This is a genomic window from Nonomuraea spiralis (genome assembly GCF_014648435.1).
Classification (GTDB): domain Bacteria; phylum Actinomycetota; class Actinomycetes; order Streptosporangiales; family Streptosporangiaceae; genus Nonomuraea; species Nonomuraea spiralis.
Window position 1 is genome coordinate 328,579 of record NZ_BMRC01000003.1, and the last position, 18,745, is coordinate 347,323.

Sequence of the window (18,745 nt, forward strand, 5' to 3'; positions counted from 1 at the left end):
GGCGCCTCCTACTTGATGCCGAGCTCGGTGCAGCCCTTGGCGTACTCGCCGGTGCAGACGTCGGCGGCCTTCATGATCTGGCTGTCGAACAGCACCTCCTTGATGTTCTCCTTGGTCACGACCGTGGGGACGAACAACTGCGAGGGCGTGTTGTAGAGCGTGTCCTTGCCCGCGGGCTTCTTGCCCTGCATGAACTGGTACGCCGTGTCCGCGGCGGCCTCGGCCACGATCTTGATCGGCTTGGAGATCGTGTTGTACTGGTCGCCCGAGACGATGCGCTGGGCGGCGGCGATCTCGGCGTCGTTCCCCGTGATCGGCGGCACCTTGGTCCCGGCCGCCTTGAACGCCGCGATCGAGCCGCCGCCGGTGCCGTCGTTGGCCGCGACGACGCCGACGATCTGGTCCTTGAACTGGGTGATCTGGCCGCTGACCCAGGTCTGGGCCTTCTCCGGCTGCCAGTCGGGGGTGTCGTACTCGGCCAGCAGCTTGAAGCCGCTCGGGTCGACCGCGCTGTGGATGCCCTTCTTGATCAGTCCGGCCGCCGCGTCCGTGGGCGAGCCGTTGACCTGGAGGATGCCGCCCTCAGCGTTCTCCTTCTTGAGGTGGTCGACCAGCGACTGGGCGATCATCGCGCCGATCTTCTCGTTGTCGAACGAGATGTAGTGGTCGGCCGGCGTGGCCGGGATCGGACGGTCGTAGGCGATGACCGGCACCTGCTGCGACTGGGCCGTCTTGACGATGGTGGCCGCCGCGGCGGAGTCGACCGGGTCGATGACGATCGCCTTGACGCCCTGGGCCAGCGCGGAGTTGGCCTGTTGCTGCTGCTTGGCGGCGTCGGAGTCGGCGTTCTGGTAGATGACCTCGCAGCTCGGGCAGAGTTGCTTCATCTTGGCCTCGAACAGCGGCTTGTCCTGCAGTTCGTACCGGGTGGAGGCGAGGTCGGGCATGAGGAAGGCGACTTTCGCGTTCTCGGTGCTCCCGCCGCCGCCGGTGTTCCCATCACCGCCGGAGCCGGAGCCGGAGCCGCACGCGGCCAGCACCGAGCCTGCGAGCACTGCCATTGCGGCGAACGCATACGTCCGCGTCTGAGCTCTGTTCACGGGTTCATTCCTCACTCGCTCATTCATCACGCTCGATGCCCCCGAGACCGGGGCACGCCCTCACAGGAGGGCGAGCCCTGTGGTGCGGCTCACGTTAGCGCGAGGTCAGAATATTTGTCCAGCAAAAGTGTTCAGAGCTGGCGAGCGGCCGCCACCAGGCCCTCCGCGGTCGGGGTGTCGGTGACGAGCTGGTTGAAGTAGCCGCCCCGGGCGCCCGCGACGATCGAGAGCACCTTCTCCGCGCCCACCGCGACCGCGATCGTGGCCGGGATGCGGCGCAGCTCCTCGGGGCGGGTGGCCACCAGACGCTCGCTGCCCGCGTACGTGACCGGGTCGCCGTTCCTGTCGTAGACGCGCATGCAGACGTCGCCCACGGCGTGGCGCAGGGAGTCGGCGTCGCGGGGCATGAGCGCGGGCACCATCTGCCGCATCAGCGGCGCCGAGCCCACGCCGACGATCGCGCACTTGGCGTGCGCCCACAGGTCCATGACCCGGCGCACGGACGGCTCGTGCTGGAGCGAGTAGAACAGCTCGGGGCCCGGCAGGGCGGGGGCGTAGAGGTAGGCGGGCACGCCGCCGGCGCGTTCGGCCAGGATGCGGGTGGTCTCGTTGGTCTGGAACCAGGGTTGCGGCTCCTCCTGGCCGCCCACGGCCGGCGCGATGGTGACCCCGGGGAACTGGCCCAGGCCCTCGCGGGCGCACTCGTAGACGGTGGTGCCCGAGGAGACCAGCACCACGTCGCCCGACTCCAGGCCCACGGCGGCCAGCGCGCGGGCCACCCCGGGCGCCAGCCACGGGCCGAGCGCGGGTCCGCTGACCTTGGGCACCAGGTAGACGCGCTCCAGGTCGAGCGCCCGCGCCACCTCGGCGGCCAGCGGGCCGTCCTCCAGCGTGGCCGGGCGGTGCACCTTGATCTCGACGATCCCCTGCCTGCGGGCCTCGGTGAGCAGCCTGCTCACGGTCGCCCTGCTGACGCCGAGCCGCTTGGCGATGTCGCCCTGCGTGGCGTCCTCCACGTAGTACTGCTGGGCCGCCGCGTACATCAGCTCGTGGGGGAACCTGGCCTGCGCCTCCGGTGCGACGTCGGCGGCATTCATGCGCGCGCTCCCTCGATGGTGCGTGAACACAATTGCTGAACACATGCGAAAACGACTATACGGCCTTCCGCCGCGAGGGACAGGTTAGTCCGCTACGCCAGGGATCGGCCGACCAACGCGTCACCCAGCGGCGTACGCGCATAAAGCACGGAACGGCCCGTACGGGTGCCCGCGACGAGACCCGTCCGGCGCAGGGCCGCGAGGTGGCCCCCGGTGGTGCCGAGACTCTGGCCGAGCAGGGCGGCGAGGTGTGTGGTCGTCGCGGGCACGGCCAGCTCGGTGAGGATGCGCGCCCGGGTACGCCCGATCAGCAACGCCAGGTCGCCGTCCGGCACGCCGACCCCGGCGCCGGTGCCACGCGCCGGGTAGACCAGCGCGTTGGGCCACGACTCCTCCAGGTACGCCCCGACCGAGCGGGAGAAGGCCGTCGGCAGGAACAGCAGGCCCTTGCCGCCCAGCACGTGCAGGCCGTGCCGGGTGTGCAGGCGCACCTCGATGTGCCCGTCCGGACGCCAGCGCACCTGGTCGCTGAGGTCGTCGAGCGCGGCGGCCCAGCCGTAGGCGGCCAGGCGTCCGGCGCGCTGGATCACGTCGCGTTCCAGGATCGTGTGGAAACGCGGCCAGCCCACCGAGATGATCTCCCGCCACAGGGCCTCGTACGCGTCCGCCAGCACCTGCACCACCCGCGGCGAGAACAGCACGTCCCGAAGCTCTCCCGGCAACGGCGGAAGGCCCGCGACCACCCTGGTGATCTCCGCGTGGGCCTGGGCGACCGGGGTCCGGCGCATCGAGGCCAGCTCGGTCTCGAACGGCACGCTCATCCCGGCCGGGGGCGGCGCGATGAAGTCGACGTTCGCGTCGCCCTTGTTGCCGCTGACCGCCGCGAGCGCGCGCAGCGCCGGATGCCGTCCGACCAGGTCGAGGTACGGGCCGCGCCACCGCTCCACCCAGCGGCGGTGCACGCCCGGGTCGTTCCGGCCGTCGAGCGTCCAGTGGGCGTGCATGGTCTCGATCAGCGGCGAGATGGCGAACCTGCTGGCCACCAGGTCCTGCGGGCTGACCTGGATCCTTAGTGGCATCTTTCGGTTATATCCGAAACTGTGGCCCGGATGGCGGCCGGTTCCGCAGCATCGGGGGTGTGAGAGCGGCGACGTACGGCGATGTGTTCGCCGTCAAGGAGTTCCGGGTGCTCTTCGGCAGCTTCGCGCTGCTCGTCACCGGGGACTCGATCAAGATGCTGGCCCTGTCCGTGCTGGTGTACGCGCGTACCGGGTCTCCCGGGTTGTCGGCGGCGGCGTACATGGCGGGGTGGTTGCCGTACATCGTGGGCGGGATGTTCCTGTTGTCGCTGGCCGACCGGCTGCGGCCCAGGGCGCTGATGGTGACCGGGGAGCTGGTCCGGGCGGTGGTGTGCCTGCTGCTCGCCTACGCCGGGCTGCCGGTGTGGGGGATGCTGGCGCTGGTGCTGGTCAGCGGGCTGTTCTCGCCGGTGTTCGGCGCGGCCAGGTCGGCGACGCTGCCGGACGTGCTGCCGGGGGACGCGTTCGTGCTCGGGCGGTCGGTGCTCGGGGTCACCTCGGCCGCGGCGCAGGTCGGGGGGCTCGCGGCGGGGGGCGCGTTCCTGGCCCTCGCGGGAGCGCAGGGCGCCCTGGCCGCGACGGCGGGCCTCGCGCTGGCCGGCGCCGCGGTCCTCCGGTACGGCCTCCCCAACCGCCCACCCCGCCTCCCCGCCTCCGCCCCCGGAGCCACTGGTGAGGGGGCGGTGCGGCAGACGTTGCGGGTGAATCGGCGGCTGCTGGCCGATCCGGGGGTGCGGGGGTTGCTGCTGGCCGGGTGGGTGCCGACGATGTGCCTGGCGGGGGCGGAGGCGATGATCGTGCCGTACCTGGGCGGTCAGGGGCGGGCGGGCGTGGTGCTCGCGGCGGCGGCGGTCGGGATGGCGGTGGGGGAGTTCGCCGTGGGCAGGTTCGCCGCGCCGCCGCTGCGGGAGCGGTTGTCCGCGCCGCTCGCGGTGTTGCTCGGGGTGCCGTGGCTGGGGTTCGTGCTCGGGCCGGGAGCCGGGTGGGCGGCGGTGCTGGCGGCGTGCGCGGCGGCGGGGTTGTCGTACCAGCTCGGGTTGCAGCGGCGGTTCGTGGACGCGGTGCCCGAGGAGGCGCGCGGGCAGGCGTTCGGGCTGCAGTCGGCGGGGCTGATGACCGGGCAGGCGGCCGGCGCGGCCCTGATCGGCGTGCTCGGCGAGACCGCCGGCCCCGGGCCCGCGATCGTCACGGCGGGCGCCGCGGGCATCCTGTCCGCCCTCGCCCTGCTCCGCTCCCTACGCCCCCCGACCCCCGCCCCCGCACCAGCCCCGGCCTCCGGTACGGCTAAGGCGTCGGGAGTTCGCCGGAGCCGCGCGGGATGAGCCGTACGGGCAGCTCCACGTGCTCCGGCGGCCCGCCGTCACCGCGCAGCCGGCGGAACAGCAGCTCGGCCGCCACCCGCCCCATCCACGCCGGATCCTGGGCCACCACGCTCACCCCCGGCCGCAGCAGATCGGCCAGCTCGAAGTCGTCGAACCCCACGAGCGCCAGCCGCCGTCCCTCCAGGGCCCGCAGCGCGGTCACCGTGAGCCGGCCGTTCCCGGTGAACAGCGCGGTCGGCGGCTCGTCCAGCGCGAGCATGCGACCGAGATCGGCCCGTACGTCGTCCAGCGCCGGCGTACGCATCGCCACCAGCCGCGGATCGAACAGCCCGCCCAGCGCCCTGCGGTAGCCCGCCAGCCGCTCGGCCGCGGTGTAGATCGCCGGATCGTCCCCCAGGAACGCGATCCTGTGGTGCCCGTGCGCGAGCAGGTGCCGTACGGCCCGCTCGGCCCCGCCCGCGTTGTCGGCGAGCACGGTGTCCACGTCGATCCCGGACCCCGGCGGCCGGTCGGCGAACACCACGGGCGTGCCGGTCTCCAGCTCCCCCCGCAGGTACGCGTGATCGTCCCCCGCCGGGACGACGATCAGCCCGTCCACGCGGCGCGCGCAGAACGTCTCGACCACCTCGCGCTCCCTGCCCGGCTCCTCGCCCGACGATCCGCTGAGCAGCAGGCAGCCGTGCGCGATGACGACGTCCTCGACGGCCCTGCTGAGACCTGCGTAGAACGGGTCGGCGACGTCCTCGATGACCAGCCCGATCGTGGCGGTCATGCCCCTGCGCAGGCCCCTGGCGCTCTCGTTGCGGCTGTAGCCCAGCCGGTCGATGGCCGCGCGCACCCTTTCGGCGGTCGCCGGATGCACGCCGGGCTCGCCGTTGACGACACGCGAGACGGTCTTGAGCGCCACGCCCGCCGCCGACGCGACGTCCTTCATCGTCGGTCTCACGCTTGGATCATGTCCTACTCCATCCGGGCGGACAACGCTGTCAGAACGCCTGTGCCAGAGTAGGTGCCCTATGTCGTTGAGAAACGTCTTGCTGGTGGCCGGATTCCTGCTGGCCGCGCTCAACCTGAGACCCGCCATCGCGGGCCTGTCCCCGCTCCTCGACGAGATCATGAAGGACGTCGGGCTGTCCCCGTCGGGCGGCGGCGCGATCACCACCGTCATGGTCGTCTGCCTGGGCGTGTTCGGCCCACTCACGCCGCTGCTCGCGCGGCGCATCGGCCTGGACAGGACCCTGCTGGCCGGCCTGCTCGTGGTCGCGGCGGGCGAGCTGCTGCGCGGGCTCGACGGCGCTCCCATGCTCTACCTGGGCTCCGCGCTGGCCGCGACGGCCATCGCCGTCATGAACGTCGCCATGCCCGGCATCGTGAAGCAGCACTTCCCCACCCGGGTCAACCTGCTCACCGGCGTCTACGTCGCGGCCGTGGTCGCCGGCGCGGCCGCGGCCTCGGCCCTGGTGATCCCGCTGGAACGGGCCACCGGCTTCGACTGGCGCGGCGTCTCGGCCCTGCTCGCCGTGCCCGCCCTGCTCGCGGCCCTGCTCTGGCTGCCCCAGGCGATGCGCGGGAAGGCGGCCGAGCAGAACGGCCCGAGGCCGTTCGGCGCCATCCTGCGCAGCCGCGTCACCTGGTACGTGACCGCCCTCATGGGTCTGCAGTCGCTCACCTTCTACGTCATGCTGGCCTGGCTGCCGACGATCTTCCTCGACGCCGGCCTGCCCGCCGACCAGGCCGGCTACCTGCTCAGCCTGACGAACCTGGTCCAGGTCGCGACCTCGCTCGCCGTCCCGGTGCTGGCCGGACGCCGGGACTCCCAGGTCCCGTACGTGGTGGGCGCCGGCGTGCTGACCGTGTTCGGTTACCTCGGCGTACTGCTGGCCCCGGCCACCGTGCCGTGGTTGTGGATGGTCGTGCTCGGCATCGGCCAGGGGGCCTCGTTCGCGCTGGCGCTGCTGATCATCGCGCTGCGGCCGGCCGATCCCGCCGGGGTGACCGCGCTGTCGGCCGTGGCCCAGTCGGTGGGGTACGTGGTGGCCGCGCTGGGCCCGCTGCTCTTCGGTTACCTCAGGGAGGTCTCGGGCGGCTGGACCGTGCCGCTGACGGTCGGCCTGGGCATACTCGGGGCCCAGCTGGTCGCTGGATGGTTCGCCGGACGCCCTGCTACCTTAGGTAAGGCTAACCTGTAGAAAGGGATCCCAGCGTGCTGACCGAGGCTCTCCAGCGTCTGGCCGACAGCCGCGGCGGCGTCATCGGAGTCGAGCCGGGCCTCGTCATCGACCCCGACGAGAGCTGGACGGCCGCCGCCGAGCTGGTACGGGAGCCGTACACACTGCTGGAAGGCCTGATCGCGCAGACGGCCGAACGCTGGAACGCGCCGCGGCACGTCGGCGCGGCGCTGTTCTGGAAGACCTTCGGCTACTGGCACACCCTGCCCATGGCGCTCGGCTGGGCCCTGGACCGCCGGATCCCGGTCATGCGGCTGGCCGACACGTACTTCAAGGTCTCCGACGCCGGCGTGACGATCGCCGCCGCCCGGGTGAGCTGGGGGACCGGCGTCGAGCCGATCCGCGAGGTGCTGGCCGAGGCGCAGCAACCCCTCGTCCGGGCCATCGGCGCGCTCGCCAAGGTCGGCGAGCGCACGTTGTGGGGCTCGACCGCCGAGGCGTTCGCCCACCCGCTGGTCTCCATCGTCGAGGGCGACTACATGGCCCTGCTGGCCGAGATCGGCCGGCCGGTCGACGGGCTGGTCGAGCCCGCCGACGACGGCTACTTCCGCAGGACGTGCTGCCTGTGGATCACCCTGCCCGACGTCGAGGCGTGCGGGAGCTGCTGCGTGCTCAGGCCACAGCGACAGGCTCGTCCATAGGACGCAGCTCGTCGGCGTAGCTCACCGAGACGCGGCGCATGACGCCGCTGTCGTCGATGGAGTACTGGCCGAGCCGCCACAGCGGCGGCGAGTAGGCGTGGATCGACACGCTCTCGCCGACCGCGCCGCCGAGCCGGTGGATGTGGTCCGGCCCGAACGAGAACGACTGCCCGGCGGGCACCACGGTCTCCAGGTGCTCGCCGCCGATGCGCGGGTTGGACTCCTTCAACGCCCCCTGGACGACGTTCACCGCGCCCGAGGAGATGTCGTGGTCGTGCCAGCCCGTGTCGTCCTCGGGGCGCCAGCACAACACCCAGACGTCCACGTAGGCGTCCCGGTACAACGAGGCGTAGTGCCGCCCGCCGTCGGCCGGGAAGTCGACCAGGTCACGCCACTCCTGCGGGTTGGCGGCCAGCTCGTCGACCAGGCCGCGCAGCTCGCGCCGGTCGAGCGCGCGCTCGGGAAGCCGCCCACAAGCGCCCCCGCCCTGAATCTGGATGTCACTCACGTACGAGTCTCCCTTCTGCATCTCATGGCCGCACTTCGTGCGGCGGGCTCGGTCGCCATATGCCGTCGCCTTCCCCCGCTCTGGTCGCTTCGCTCCCGCCGCTCCTCCAGGCGCCGGCACTCCCTCGCGCTCTCATGGCCGCACTTCGTGCGGCGGGCTCGGTCGCCATATGCCGTCGCCTTCCCCCGCTCTGGTCGCTTCGCTCCCGCCGCTCCTCCAGGCGCCGGCACTCCCTCGCGGCTCATGGCCGCACCTGTGGAGTGGGAGGGCGGGGGCGGCCCAGGAGGCGGTTGGGGTTGGTGGTTCTGATGGCGTGGGCGGCGGCTGTGCCGAGGCCGGGGTCGGGGGCGACGGCGTACGGGGCGTCGGAGCCGTTGATGACGACGTCGATGCCCAGTTCGCGGACGATCGCGTCGATGGCACGCGGCCCGTACGACGACGTCTCCACGTAGAAGCCGGGGTCGACCAGGCCGCGCCCGGTGCCGCCCCTGGCGATGAGCCGTTCCGAGTGCAGCGGCGCCAGACCGGCCAGCAACGCGAAGCACACCCGCAACCTCGGGTGCCGGGGCCGGACCACGGCGTGGAAGTAGTGCCAGGCCGCCTGCATCTGCTGCACGTACGGCACCAGCGCCGGCCACCACGGCGGCGTCCCCGGCGGCGGCGGCGCCCCGGCCGGCCCCGGGTGCACGAACAGCGGCAGGTCCCGCTCGGTGAGCACGTCGAGCAGCCGGTCGTCGGGTACGGCGGTGGCCGGGATCTGCAACCCCGTCAGCCCCCGGTCGAGGTCCTTGGCCAGCCGCCCGGGGTCGGGCTCGCTGTGGCAGGTCGCCGCCCAGACGCCGAAGGGCTCGCCGAGCCCGAGCGCGCCCTCGTGGTAGGCGTCGATCAGCGGCCAGGACTCCTCCGGCGGCAGGAACTCCACGCCGAGCGGGCTCGACAACGACACCAGCGCCAGGTCGAGCCCGGTCGTGTCCCGGTGCTCGTGATCGGCCGGGTCGACCTCGTACGGCGGCTCGCCGTCGAGCAGCAGCGTCCAGCCGTCGAGCCGGGGCGGGACGGTGCGAGCGCGCAGCGCGGCGACGAACGAGCCGGTCCACAGATGCTGATGCACGTCGATGCTCACGATCACACCTCCCTCTATTTCCTACTGAGATTACAGGTAAACGAAGTGTCCTGCGAAATCAAGGTGGTGAACCGTTTCAGTGATACGGTTCAGTGAACCGCTTCACTGTCCTATTTGTCAACGGTTCTCCTGTCTGCGAAGAGCCAAGAAGAAGCCCGCGAGCGTGGCAGTGCGCCCGGCTTCTGTCGGTGACAGGCAATAGGCTGGCTGGATGCCGCGGAAGAGAGCGACGATTCGGGAAGTGGCCCGCGCGACCGGCCTGTCTCCGGCGGCCGTCTCCTATGCGCTGCGCGGCATGCAGGTCTCCGAGGAGACGATGGAGCGCGTCCGCGCCGCCGCCGCCGAGCTCGGCTACGAGGCCGACCCCATCGCCAGGGCCCTGGCCAGCGGCCGCACGGGCATGATCGGCCTGCTCTGCGGCTCGCTCGAAGACCTGTGGCAGCAGTCGCTGGCGGTCGGCATCAGCCGGGGCCTGCGGGAGAAGGACCGTTACGCCCTGATCCTCGACGCGGTCGGCGACCCCGACCGTGAGCGCGTGCTCGCCCAGCAGCTCCGCGACCAGCGGGTCGACGGCATGATCGTGCAGCCGGTCGACCCGGCCGCGCCGTTCTGGGCGGAGTTGTGCGAGTCGCTGCCCGTCGTCGCCATCGGCGACGCGCTGGCGGGCACGGCGGGCGAGGTCGTCTTCGACAACCGCCGGGGCGTCACGCTGGCCCTCGAACACCTGGCCGGGCTCGGCCACCGCCGCGTCGCCGTGCTCACGCCCACGCAGGCGAGCACGCCCGACCGTCCGGCCGACGTGCACGTCCTGGCCGAGGCCGACCGGCTGGGGCTCGACATCGAGGTCGTCACGGCCCCCCACGACCTGGCCGCGGCCACCTCGGCCGCTCACGAGATCCTCTCCACGTCCAGGCCCGGCGCGATCTTCTGCTTCGCCGACTCCATCGCCTACGGCGTCTACGCCGCGGCCCAGGAGCTGGGCCTGTCGATCCCCGGCGACGTCTCGGTCATGGGCTACGACGACCATCCCATGTCGGGCCTGCTCACCCCGGGCCTGACGACGGTCGACTGGGACATCGACGGCATCGTCAGGGCCGCGGTGCGCCTCATCGTGGCCGCGGCCGACGGCGGCACCCGCCGCCGCCGCGTCGTCCAGGAGCCGACGCTCAGGGAGCGTGGCTCGGTCGCGCAAGCGCCGCCCGCGCCTCGTCCAGCTCGTCGGTGAGCGGCCGGTCGGGGCTCGCCCCGCGCCGGACCCGTACGGCCGCGGCGCGTTCGCAGGCCAGCACGATCTCCAGGGGTTCGAGGCAACGCAGCGCGTGACGGGCGGCCTGGGTGGCGAAACCGGCGTGGTCCTCGGTGCCCAGGGAGATCACCGCGGTCCCGGTCGTCACGGGTGTCGCGAGGTGGCGCAGCTCGGCCAGGGCGTCCTGGGCGACGTACTCAAGGATCATCAGGCCGGAGGCGCCCGGCCGGTCGGCGAGGAAGGGCAGCCGGCCGGTGTAGGCGGGGTTCATGAGGGTGGCCAGGCGGGCGGTGCTGAGCTGGGCGGTCTGGGCCAGCGCGGCCCGCAGCGCGTCGAGGGCCAGGGCCACCGGGGCCGAGTGGAAGTTGCCGTTGTGCCAGGCCAGGGTGCCGGTGATGAGCGGGTTCTCGGTGGCGGCGTTCAGGTCGGTCTCGACGGTCGCGGTGGCACGCTCCAACGCCTCCACGGCCGCGCCGTGCACCTGCGCGAAGGCGCGGTAGCCGTAGGGGTCCTGGACGCGGGTGGCCAGCTCGTGGGTGAGCAGGCCGCGCAGCCGTCCGGCCACGCGCGCCTGGCCCGGGTGGGGCCTGGCCTCCTGTACGGCCCCGGCCAGCGGCTCGGCGGAGGCGTCCACGGCGGTGAAGGACAGGGCGGCCACGTCCACGGCGGCGTCGAGCAGCCCGCCCAGGCGGTGGCAGGCCAGGGCGGCGTCGGCCAGCGTGGCCGCGCCCGAGCTGATGAACGGCAGCGCGTCGCCCGAGGCGAACACGAAGCGCGGCCCGGCCGTCTCAAGCCCGTCGCGCCGCCACGGCAGCTCGCCCAGCAGGCACAGGGCCGTGATCGCGAGCGCCGCGAGGTCGCCGGTGCCGATCGCGCCGTACGTACGGACCGGCGGCGTGAACCCGTCGTTGACCGCCTCGGCCAGGACGGCAGGTACGGCCGGATCGATGCCCGAGCCGCCCGCCATGAGCTGGTTGAGCCGTACGACGAGCATGGCCCTGGCACGTTCGGCCTCCACCAGGGGACCCGCTCCGCAGGCGTGGCTGCGCAGCAGGTCGAGGCCGGGGGAGTCGAGCCGGACGTCCCGGTTGGCGCCCACGCCGGTGCTGCGGCCGTAGACGGGGCCGGTCAGTCCTTGGGCGGTGGCCCACGACGCCCGGGCCCGATCGAGGGGACCGATCGAGACCCGGGTCCGCCCGTACGCGGCTTCGTGCACCTGCGCGCAGGTCAGGGCGGTGCCGTTGAGCTTCATGGAGAGGGGATCAGTCGTTGTCGGGGATGAACAGGCCGAGCAGCCAGCTGACCAGGCTGATGATGATCGCGCCCCAGAAGGCGGCGGGGTAGAAGTTGTCGACGTGGAAGGGGATGTCGAACTGGCCGGCGATCCAGCTGGTCAGCAGCAGCATGGCCGCGTTGATCACGAGGAGGAACAGGCCCAGGGTCAGCACGATGACCGCGCAGCCCAGCGCCTTGACGATCGGCTTCACGATGGCGTTGACGATGCCGAAGATCAGGGCCACGAGGAGCAGGACTCCCCAGTACTTGGCCGAGTTCTCCGGGGCGGTGACCCTGATGCCGTCGATGAACTGCATGGCGACCCAGAGGGCCGCCGCTGCCGCGACGGTTCTGATGATGAATCTCACGCTGATTGATCCTCCCACTTGAGATCCGCCGATGCGATAGGCCGACAGGAGGATCACGACTGATCGCTGAGAGTAGTCAGCGGTTACCTGTGACTCAAGTCGGGAAAGGGAGCGGGATGGACGCTAATGGTCTTGAGTCGTTGCCCGCGGCGGAGTTGCACGACCGAGCGGTGAGTTACGCCGTACGCCATGGGGATCTGGGTTTCCTGTGGAACCTGCTCAAGGTGATCCCGGCCGCCGAGGCCGCCAGCGGTCATGAGAGTGAGACCGCCAACGACCTCAGCCGGGTCTCCGCGCTGCTCAGCGATGCGATCGCGGCGGGTGAGGGTGAGCTCGGCGAGGCGCTGCGCCCGATCTATCTCGAATACCTGCGCGAGCATCCCGACGCCTGACCGCGCTCAGCCGGCCAGGCGCGCCTGCGCGGCGATCCCCGAGATGCCGGGCGTGCTGACCTCCTTGCCGTCCCGCAGCACGATCATCGTCTGGTACGCGCCCGCCTCGGCGAGGTCGGCCGCGAAACGCCTGGCCAGGGTGGGGCCCATCGCGTACATCGCGGTGGCGTAGGCGTCGGCCACGCCGAGGTCGGGGCCGATCACGCTGACCGAGCCCAGCGTCTCCTGGCGTTCCCCGGTGCGCGGGTCGACGACGGCTGCGCCGCCCGAGGTGGCGATGCCGAGGTCGTGGGCGTACAGGACCTTCCTGACGACGTCGGTGCGCGGGTCGCGGATGCCGACGCGCCACGGCTTGCCCGGGGCGGCCGAGCCGCGCACCCGGATGTCGCCGCCCGCGTTGATGCGGTGGTCACCGGCGCCCGCGTTGCACAGGGCCCGCGACAGGCGTTCCAGCGCCCAGCCCTTGATGTAGCCGGAGGGGTCGAGCACGCCGTTGATCCGGTGCTCGAACCAGCCGCCCGTCGCCTCGCTCAGTTCCTCGCAGCGGTGGAGGACCTCGATGAGCTCGGGGATCTGCCTGATGGTCAGGCCATGGTTGAGTCGCCAGATCTGGCTGTCCTCCTTGGCCGGGCTGAAGGTGTCGGCCACCCAGCGCAACCAGGAGAAGGCGTCGTCGATCAGGGGGGTGAGCTCTCTGGCCGGCAGAACCGTGCGGATGTCCACGCTGACGGGCATGCCCATGACCGTGTCGACACGGGCGCTTCCGGGGAAAATCGTCACCTGGCCTCCTTGTCCGCCGCCCACGCTCTCACGTCGGCCGTAATGTGAGCCTAAACCTTTTGCCCGGCTTTGAAATGAACCTGTGATCTTGGGACCGCGAGGCGTGACAACGCGCCGCCGACGTACCGGGTGAACCGGCGCGGTCCCTCGACGACCACCTCGCGTTCGGCGATGTCGGGGATCTCACGGCCGAGGCCGGAGGCGCTGATCCGTTCCTTGGCCCTCGGGTCGTGCTCGGCGCCGGTGACGAGGATGAGGCCGTACCTGGCCTCCAGGTCGCGCAGCTCGGTGGTGGCGCGCTCGGTCCGGTAGACGGCCACGGTGTCGCCGGTCAGCCTGGAGCGCAGGGTCTGCGGGTCCATGCCGGTCGCGATCAGCACCCTGCCTCTGGTCTCGGGCGCGACCGTGTGGCTGCGTACGGCCATGACCGCCGCCATCGCGTACAGCAGGAGCGACCCCACGCGGCTGGGTTCGGTCACGTACGCGCTGGAGCTGAGCTCGTGGGCCACCAGCAGCGCGCCGGCCAGGTAGCCGCCGAGCCGCAGCCGCTGCCTGGCCTGCTCGGTGCGCAGCAGGTCGGCGGCCTTGACGGTGACGAAGCCGAGCGCGACGAGCAACGCCGCGGCGGCGTACGCGGTGGGCCGCCAGGGGTAGCCGAAGCCCGGCTGGATCGCGCCGAACTCGGCGACCGCGACCCCGCACCAGAAGAGGATGGGACCGTGACTCGCATTCACCTCACTAGCCATGCCTATGACGATGCTGAAGGAACATGAGAGCTTTCTGAGTAAGGTCTGAAACATGGCTAACGTGCGTGTTGAGCGGACAGAAGACGGCGGATTCCGGGCCACGAACGCCCGCGGCGCCGAGGTGAAGATCGGCGGCGGCGACGAGGAGGGTGTGTTCACGCCCGTCGAGCTGCTGCTCGCGGCGGTGGGCGGCTGCAACATCGTGACCGTCGAGCCGCTCACGGCCAAGCGCGGGCACCGGCTGGTGCGCCTGGCCATGACGGTGGAGTCGGAGAAGGTCGAGCCGAACAAGCTCGGGCCGGTGACGGTCACCTATGACGTGGAGCTGCCCTCGGAGCAGGCCGACGAGGTGTTCCGGGCGGTGGCCGGGCGGGTGCACGAGAAGTACTGCACGGTGAGCAGATCGTTGCAGGAAGGCACAGAGGTTCGATTGGAACTTCCGTAGTCGGATTAAACGCTTATTCGACCCCGTTATGACGCGACCGTTGCATTCGTCTCGGTAGCGTTGGAGCAGGTCGAGAGGCCGAAAGACCTTCACCGATGCGGACGCGGAGGGGGACCGCGGTCCGCGAGTGCGGGACCGCCGACGTTTTTGGGGGAAGACGTCGGCCTGGACCGCCACCGATCGGGGCCGGGCAGATTTGGGGGAACTGCCCGGCCCCGATCCATGCCTGCGTCCAGGAACCACCCTCGCCGTGATTTGTGCGTATTGTCCTTCGGTGTGAAGAAAGTTCTCATCGACTGCGACCCCGGCATCGACGACGCGCTCGCCCTGGCCCTCGCGGCCGGCTCCCCCGACCTGGACGTGGTCGGCGTCACCACCGTCGGCGGCAACGTCGACCTGGAGCTGACCACCGCGAACGCGCTGGCGCTCCGGGAGTTCCTCGACCTCGGCGACGTGCCGGTCACACCCGGCAGCGCGGGCGCCCTGCTGCACCGCACGGTCCGCGCCGGCCACGTGCACGGCGCCACCGGCCTCGGCGACGTCGTCCTGCCCGCCCCGGTACGCCCGCTGTCGGACGGCCACGCGGTCGACTTCATCATGGACGCCCTGCGCGCCGCACCCGGCGAGATCACGCTGATCGCGGTGGGCCCCCTGACCAACATCGCCCTCGCCGTACGCCGCGAGCCCCGGGTCGTGGAGTGGGCCCGCGAGCTGGTGATCATGGGCGGCTCGTACACGCGGGGCAACCACAACCCGGCGGCCGAGTTCAACATGCTGGCCGACCCCGAGGCCGCCGCCATCGTCTTCGAGGCCGGCTGGCAGGTACGGCAACTCGGCCTGGACGTGACCCTGTCGGCCCTGGTGACCACGGACGTGCTCGACCGCATGCGCCCCCTCGGCCGGCTGTCGGAGCTGCTGGTGCCCGCCGCGCAGTTCTACGGCGTGGTGACGGCCGAGGGCGGACCGGCCATCCACGACGCCTGCGCGGTGGCGTACGTGCTCGACCCCTCGTTGTTCACCTGCGTGCCGGCCGTGGTGAACGTGGAGACCATGGGGACGTACACGCGGGGGATGACCGTCACCGACTTCAACCTGCGCGGGCGGGAGGCGAACGCGCTGGTGGCGACGTCCGTGGACGTGAAGGGCTTCTGGGACCTGGTGCTGGGGGCGTACGGGCGGCTGGGGCGGCGGCTCGGGTGATGCGCGGGCACTGTCCGGCGGCTGATACAGTTATCCCTGTTGCGCCGCTAGCTCAGTTGGTTAGAGCAGCTGACTCTTAATCAGCGGGTCCGGGGTTCGAGTCCCTGGCGGCGCACCACCTGAAACCCCCAGTTCCGGGCCTGGAGCTGGGGGTTTTCGCATGCGCGGCGCACGTCCGCCACCGCTGCGACAATCGACGGGTGGACGAGACGCTGCTGGAGTGGCTGACGGGGCTGGATCAGGACAGGCTGGCCGGGTTGCTGGACCTGCGGCCCGACGTGTTGCGGCCGGTGCCGCCGCGGCGGCTGGTCGAGGTGGCCGAACGGCTCGACGCGCCGGAGTCGGTGCACCTGGCGTTGACCCGCACACCGCTGCCCTGCCTGGTGCTCGCCGAGACGATCCTGGTCTCGGCCCGCAGCGGGCGGCCGCTGTCCAGCCTCGTGGGCCCCGGGATCGACCGCTCCGCGCTGATCGACCGGCTCGAACGCGCCGCGCTCGTACGGCGGGGGGAGGGCGGGGAGCTGCGTCTCGCCGCAGGGTTGCCCGCGGTGCTGCCCACCCCCTTGGGGCTCGGCCCCGACCTGGCCGGGGTGCTCGCGCAGGTCACCGTCTCCGAGCTGACCGACGTGTTCCGGCGGCTGGGCGGCACGGGCACGCCGCGCAAGGCGGTGCTGGTCGAGTCGATCGCGGCGGCGCTCGGCGACCCGGACAAGCTGGCCCGGCTGGTCGCCCGCGCCCCGGGCGGCACCCGCGAGCTGCTGGACGACTTCGTCTGGCGCGGGCCCGCGCGGGTGCTCGACGAGTTCCCGCCGCGCGGCCACCATCAGCCGCGGCGCCCTGCGACCCCGGCCCGGTGGGCCCGCGACCACGGGCTCGTGTGGAGCGCCGACTGGGAGCGTACGTACGTGATGCCCATGGAGGTCGCGCTCGCGCTGCGCGGGGCCGACCACCTGGTCGATCTCCCGGTCGAGCGTCCCCCGGTCCGTACGGCGCCGGTCGCCGCCGGGCACGTCGCGCACGAGGCGTCCGTGGCCGCCCTGCGCCTGCTGGACCGGGCTGCCGCCCTGTTGCAGGCCGCGGCGGCCGAGCCGTTGCCCGAGCTGAAGGGCGGCGGCGTCGGCGTCAAGGAGGTGCGCCGCCTGGCCGACCGGCTCAGCTGCGCCGAGGACGAGGTCCGGTTGTTGCTGGACCTCACGCACGCCGCCGGGCTGCTGGCCGCCAACGCGGTCACCCAGGTGCGCACCCGCCGGACGACCGAGACGCGGCGTACGGGGGTCTCGCCGACCAGGGGTTACGACGGGTGGCTGGAGTTGTCGCCGGCCGGCCGCTACGCCGCGCTGGTCGAGGCGTGGTGGCGGCTGCCGATCAGCCCGACCCGGCGGTACGGCGGCAAACCGCGCAACCCGCTGGCCCCCGCCGGCTCGGGCACGCCGTCGAGCGTCATCCGCGAGGTGGTGTACGGGCTGCTGCCCGCCGGGGCGGCCGTGGTGGACGCCGAGGAGGTGGCGGCGGCGGCGAGCTGGCATCTCCCGCTGGTGCAGCGGGCGAGCTGCCGGGAGGTCGTGCTGGCGGTCCTGGCGGAGTCGAGGCTGCTGGGGCTGGTCGGCGCGGACGCCCTCAGCCCGCCCGGCCTCGCCCTCCAAGCGGCCCTTCCCGCCTCCGTCATCCACGAGGGCCTGGGGGAACCGCGCCCCGGAGGCAAGGGGGACGCGGGGCCGGGCGACAGGCGGGAGGCGGGAGCGGGTGGGGGAGTGGCGGAGGCGGCCGAGGGGTTGCTGGCCGTCGCGCGGCAGCAGGCGTTGTTCGGGACCGACCTGACCGCCGTCGTCACCGGACCGCCCGCCGCCGCCCTCGCCGAGGTCCTCGACCGGGCCGCCGACCGCGAGTCCGGCGGCACGTGGCGGTTCGGCCCGTCCTCGGTACGCCGCGCCCTGGACGCCGGCCACACCGCCGCCGACCTCGTGACCGCCCTGGCCGAGGTGGCCGCCGGCCCGCTGCCGCAACCGCTGACGTACCTGATCCAGGACGTCGACCGGCGCCACGGGGAGATCGGCGTGCTCCCGGTGGGTTGCTGCGTGGTGGGCGACGACCCCGTGCTGCTGGCCGAGCTGGCCGCGCACCGCAGGCTGGCGAAGCTGCGTCCGCGCCTGCTCGCGCCCACCGTACTGGCCTGCGCCCTCGACCCGGCGCAGACCCTGGCCCTGCTCAGGGAGGCCGGGTACGCCCCGGTCGAGCACGCGGCCGACGGCTCGCTCGCGGTGGCCGCCGCGCCGCCCAGGCGCGCCCCCGCCCGCCCGGCGGCCCGCCGCGAACCGGTGGTCCTCGGCGCCGCCCGCGCCGCCGCCTGGCTGGCCCGCACCGCCGGCGAGCCCGCCCCCGTCTTCCATGGCCTGCGTGAGGTGTTCACCCGGTACGCCACCGGCCTGCCGCCCAAGCCCCGCGAACGGGTGGCGATGGAGCTGCAGTACCACGGCACGGCCCGGATCGTCTACGACGGCGAGGAGATCACCGTCAGCGCCCCCGAGGTACGCGGCGCCGACCTGGACGTGTGGTGCCACGAGTCCGCCGAGTTCCGCCGGCTGGACCTGGCCAAGATCACCAAGGTGTTGACCTGATCAGGTGTCGAGCGCGTCGCGGGCCGCCATCAGGGCGAAGCCGAGCAGGTTGAGCCCCCGCCAGGTCGAGGGTGACGCGGCGCGCCGGTCGTCGGCGGCCAGGCCGATGCCCCACACGCGGTCCACCGGACTGGCCTCGACCAGTACGCGCGCGCGGGTCCCGAGCAGGAACTCCCGCAGGTCCGCGTGCGCGCCGAACTTGGCGAGGGAGCCCCGCGTGACGATGTCGAGCCGGTGGGCGTCCCACACGGCCTCCTCGAAACCGCGTACGGCGCGGCCGAGCTTCTTGGCCTCGGCGGGGCTCGCCGCGCGCAGGACGGCGGCGGCGCTGTCGTGGTCGCCGAACAACCACGCCTTGTGGGCCATCATGTAGTGCTCGGCCGAGGCGAAGGTGTGGCCGTCCTCGGTGAAGGTCACCGGCCACCACTGCGACAGGCAACCCTGGCCGACGCCGCCGTCGCGGGCCGGGCGGTGGCCCCAGAAGTAGAGGTAACGCAGGCGGCGGCCGTTCCGCTCGGCCGCGACGGCCTCGTCCACGGTACGGGGAAGCTGGTCGGACACCGCTCAACCGTCCCATAGG

The 18,745-nt window shown here is 72.4% G+C and carries 19 protein-coding genes and 1 tRNA gene; 9 read left to right on the forward strand and 11 right to left on the reverse strand.

All coding sequences use genetic code 11. From position 1 onward, the window contains the following. Window positions 1-8: 8 nt before the first annotated feature. The 3 genes from IEZ27_RS08845 to IEZ27_RS08855 all read right to left on the reverse strand — a co-directional run bounded on the left by IEZ27_RS08845 (window position 9) and on the right by IEZ27_RS08855 (window position 3,276). Window positions 9-1,061 carry an ABC transporter substrate-binding protein gene (locus IEZ27_RS08845; protein ID WP_125637098.1) on the reverse strand — a complete coding sequence of 351 codons (1,053 nt, stop codon included), beginning with the start codon at window positions 1,059-1,061 and terminating at the stop codon, window positions 9-11. Window positions 1,062-1,231: 170 nt separating this feature from the next. Continuing rightward, window positions 1,232-2,197 (reverse strand): sugar-binding transcriptional regulator, encoded by a 966-nt coding sequence (locus tag IEZ27_RS08850; protein ID WP_189646754.1) that lies wholly within the window; start codon window positions 2,195-2,197, stop codon window positions 1,232-1,234. A 92-nt stretch (window positions 2,198-2,289) separates the two neighbouring features. Next, the gene (locus IEZ27_RS08855; RefSeq protein ID WP_189646755.1) at window positions 2,290-3,276 is read right to left on the reverse strand and encodes an ArsR/SmtB family transcription factor; all 987 of its coding nucleotides are present in this window, start codon (window positions 3,274-3,276) and stop codon (window positions 2,290-2,292) included. A 59-nt stretch (window positions 3,277-3,335) separates the two neighbouring features. Between IEZ27_RS08855 and IEZ27_RS08860 the strand changes: the two genes are divergently transcribed. Further along, window positions 3,336-4,598 (forward strand): MFS transporter, encoded by a 1,263-nt coding sequence (locus tag IEZ27_RS08860; protein WP_229823695.1) that lies wholly within the window; start codon window positions 3,336-3,338, stop codon window positions 4,596-4,598. Here IEZ27_RS08860 and IEZ27_RS08865 read toward each other — a convergent pair. Next, window positions 4,561-5,544 carry a LacI family DNA-binding transcriptional regulator gene (locus IEZ27_RS08865; protein ID WP_379478557.1) on the reverse strand — a complete coding sequence of 328 codons (984 nt, stop codon included), beginning with the start codon at window positions 5,542-5,544 and terminating at the stop codon, window positions 4,561-4,563. The two genes, IEZ27_RS08860 and IEZ27_RS08865, sit on opposite strands and share 38 nt — an antisense overlap. Window positions 5,545-5,614: 70 nt before the next feature. On the opposite strand from IEZ27_RS08865, the gene IEZ27_RS08870 reads away from it, so the two are divergent. Further along, on the forward strand, window positions 5,615-6,787 hold the full coding sequence (locus IEZ27_RS08870) for a CynX/NimT family MFS transporter (protein WP_189646756.1): 1,173 nt from the start codon (window positions 5,615-5,617) through the stop codon (window positions 6,785-6,787). Between the two features lie 14 nt (window positions 6,788-6,801). Then, on the forward strand, window positions 6,802-7,467 hold the full coding sequence (locus IEZ27_RS08875) for a (2Fe-2S)-binding protein (RefSeq protein ID WP_189646757.1): 666 nt from the start codon (window positions 6,802-6,804) through the stop codon (window positions 7,465-7,467). Here IEZ27_RS08875 and IEZ27_RS08880 read toward each other — a convergent pair. Then, window positions 7,439-7,975, reverse strand: coding sequence for a cysteine dioxygenase (locus IEZ27_RS08880; protein ID WP_229823697.1), 537 nt, complete (start codon window positions 7,973-7,975; stop codon window positions 7,439-7,441). The genes IEZ27_RS08875 and IEZ27_RS08880 overlap by 29 nt on opposite strands. 241 nt (window positions 7,976-8,216) lie before the next feature. Beyond that, on the reverse strand, window positions 8,217-9,098 hold the full coding sequence (locus tag IEZ27_RS08885; RefSeq protein WP_189646758.1) for an amidohydrolase family protein: 882 nt from the start codon (window positions 9,096-9,098) through the stop codon (window positions 8,217-8,219). Window positions 9,099-9,339: 241 nt separating this feature from the next. On the opposite strand from IEZ27_RS08885, the gene IEZ27_RS08890 reads away from it, so the two are divergent. Beyond that, window positions 9,340-10,323: a LacI family DNA-binding transcriptional regulator gene (locus IEZ27_RS08890; protein ID WP_229823699.1), complete on the forward strand. Its 984-nt coding sequence runs from the start codon at window positions 9,340-9,342 to the stop codon at window positions 10,321-10,323. Here IEZ27_RS08890 and IEZ27_RS08895 read toward each other — a convergent pair. Next, window positions 10,265-11,596 (reverse strand): aromatic amino acid ammonia-lyase, encoded by a 1,332-nt coding sequence (locus tag IEZ27_RS08895; RefSeq protein ID WP_189646759.1) that lies wholly within the window; start codon window positions 11,594-11,596, stop codon window positions 10,265-10,267. The genes IEZ27_RS08890 and IEZ27_RS08895 overlap by 59 nt on opposite strands. Window positions 11,597-11,606: 10 nt before the next feature. Further along, complete coding sequence (locus IEZ27_RS08900) at window positions 11,607-11,987, reverse strand: phage holin family protein (RefSeq protein ID WP_125637089.1); 381 nt, start codon at window positions 11,985-11,987, stop codon at window positions 11,607-11,609. A gap of 116 nt (window positions 11,988-12,103) precedes the next feature. On the opposite strand from IEZ27_RS08900, the gene IEZ27_RS08905 reads away from it, so the two are divergent. After that, window positions 12,104-12,379: a hypothetical protein gene (locus IEZ27_RS08905; RefSeq protein ID WP_125637088.1), complete on the forward strand. Its 276-nt coding sequence runs from the start codon at window positions 12,104-12,106 to the stop codon at window positions 12,377-12,379. 6 nt (window positions 12,380-12,385) lie between these two features. Here IEZ27_RS08905 and IEZ27_RS08910 read toward each other — a convergent pair whose 3' ends face one another. Continuing rightward, window positions 12,386-13,159 (reverse strand): FAD:protein FMN transferase, encoded by a 774-nt coding sequence (locus tag IEZ27_RS08910; protein WP_189646760.1) that lies wholly within the window; start codon window positions 13,157-13,159, stop codon window positions 12,386-12,388. Between the two features lie 50 nt (window positions 13,160-13,209). Further along, window positions 13,210-13,905, reverse strand: coding sequence for a ferredoxin reductase domain-containing protein (locus IEZ27_RS08915; RefSeq protein ID WP_125637086.1), 696 nt, complete (start codon window positions 13,903-13,905; stop codon window positions 13,210-13,212). Window positions 13,906-13,957: 52 nt separating this feature from the next. Between IEZ27_RS08915 and IEZ27_RS08920 the strand changes: the two genes are divergently transcribed. The 4 genes from IEZ27_RS08920 (at window position 13,958) to IEZ27_RS08935 (ending at window position 18,165) form a co-directional block, all read left to right on the forward strand. Then, window positions 13,958-14,350 (forward strand): OsmC family protein, encoded by a 393-nt coding sequence (locus tag IEZ27_RS08920; RefSeq protein WP_125637085.1) that lies wholly within the window; start codon window positions 13,958-13,960, stop codon window positions 14,348-14,350. Between the two features lie 276 nt (window positions 14,351-14,626). Next, the gene (locus IEZ27_RS08925) at window positions 14,627-15,550 is read left to right on the forward strand and encodes a nucleoside hydrolase (protein WP_229823700.1); all 924 of its coding nucleotides are present in this window, start codon (window positions 14,627-14,629) and stop codon (window positions 15,548-15,550) included. A gap of 41 nt (window positions 15,551-15,591) precedes the next feature. Then, window positions 15,592-15,668 (forward strand) — tRNA-Lys (locus IEZ27_RS08930). 82 nt (window positions 15,669-15,750) lie between these two features. Further along, a complete protein-coding gene (locus IEZ27_RS08935; protein WP_189646762.1) occupies window positions 15,751-18,165 on the forward strand; it encodes a helicase-associated domain-containing protein in 2,415 nt (804 codons plus the stop codon). Here IEZ27_RS08935 and IEZ27_RS08940 read toward each other — a convergent pair whose 3' ends face one another. Continuing rightward, window positions 18,166-18,726 carry an NADAR family protein gene (locus tag IEZ27_RS08940; RefSeq protein ID WP_189646763.1) on the reverse strand — a complete coding sequence of 187 codons (561 nt, stop codon included), beginning with the start codon at window positions 18,724-18,726 and terminating at the stop codon, window positions 18,166-18,168. Window positions 18,727-18,745 lie beyond the last annotated feature (19 nt).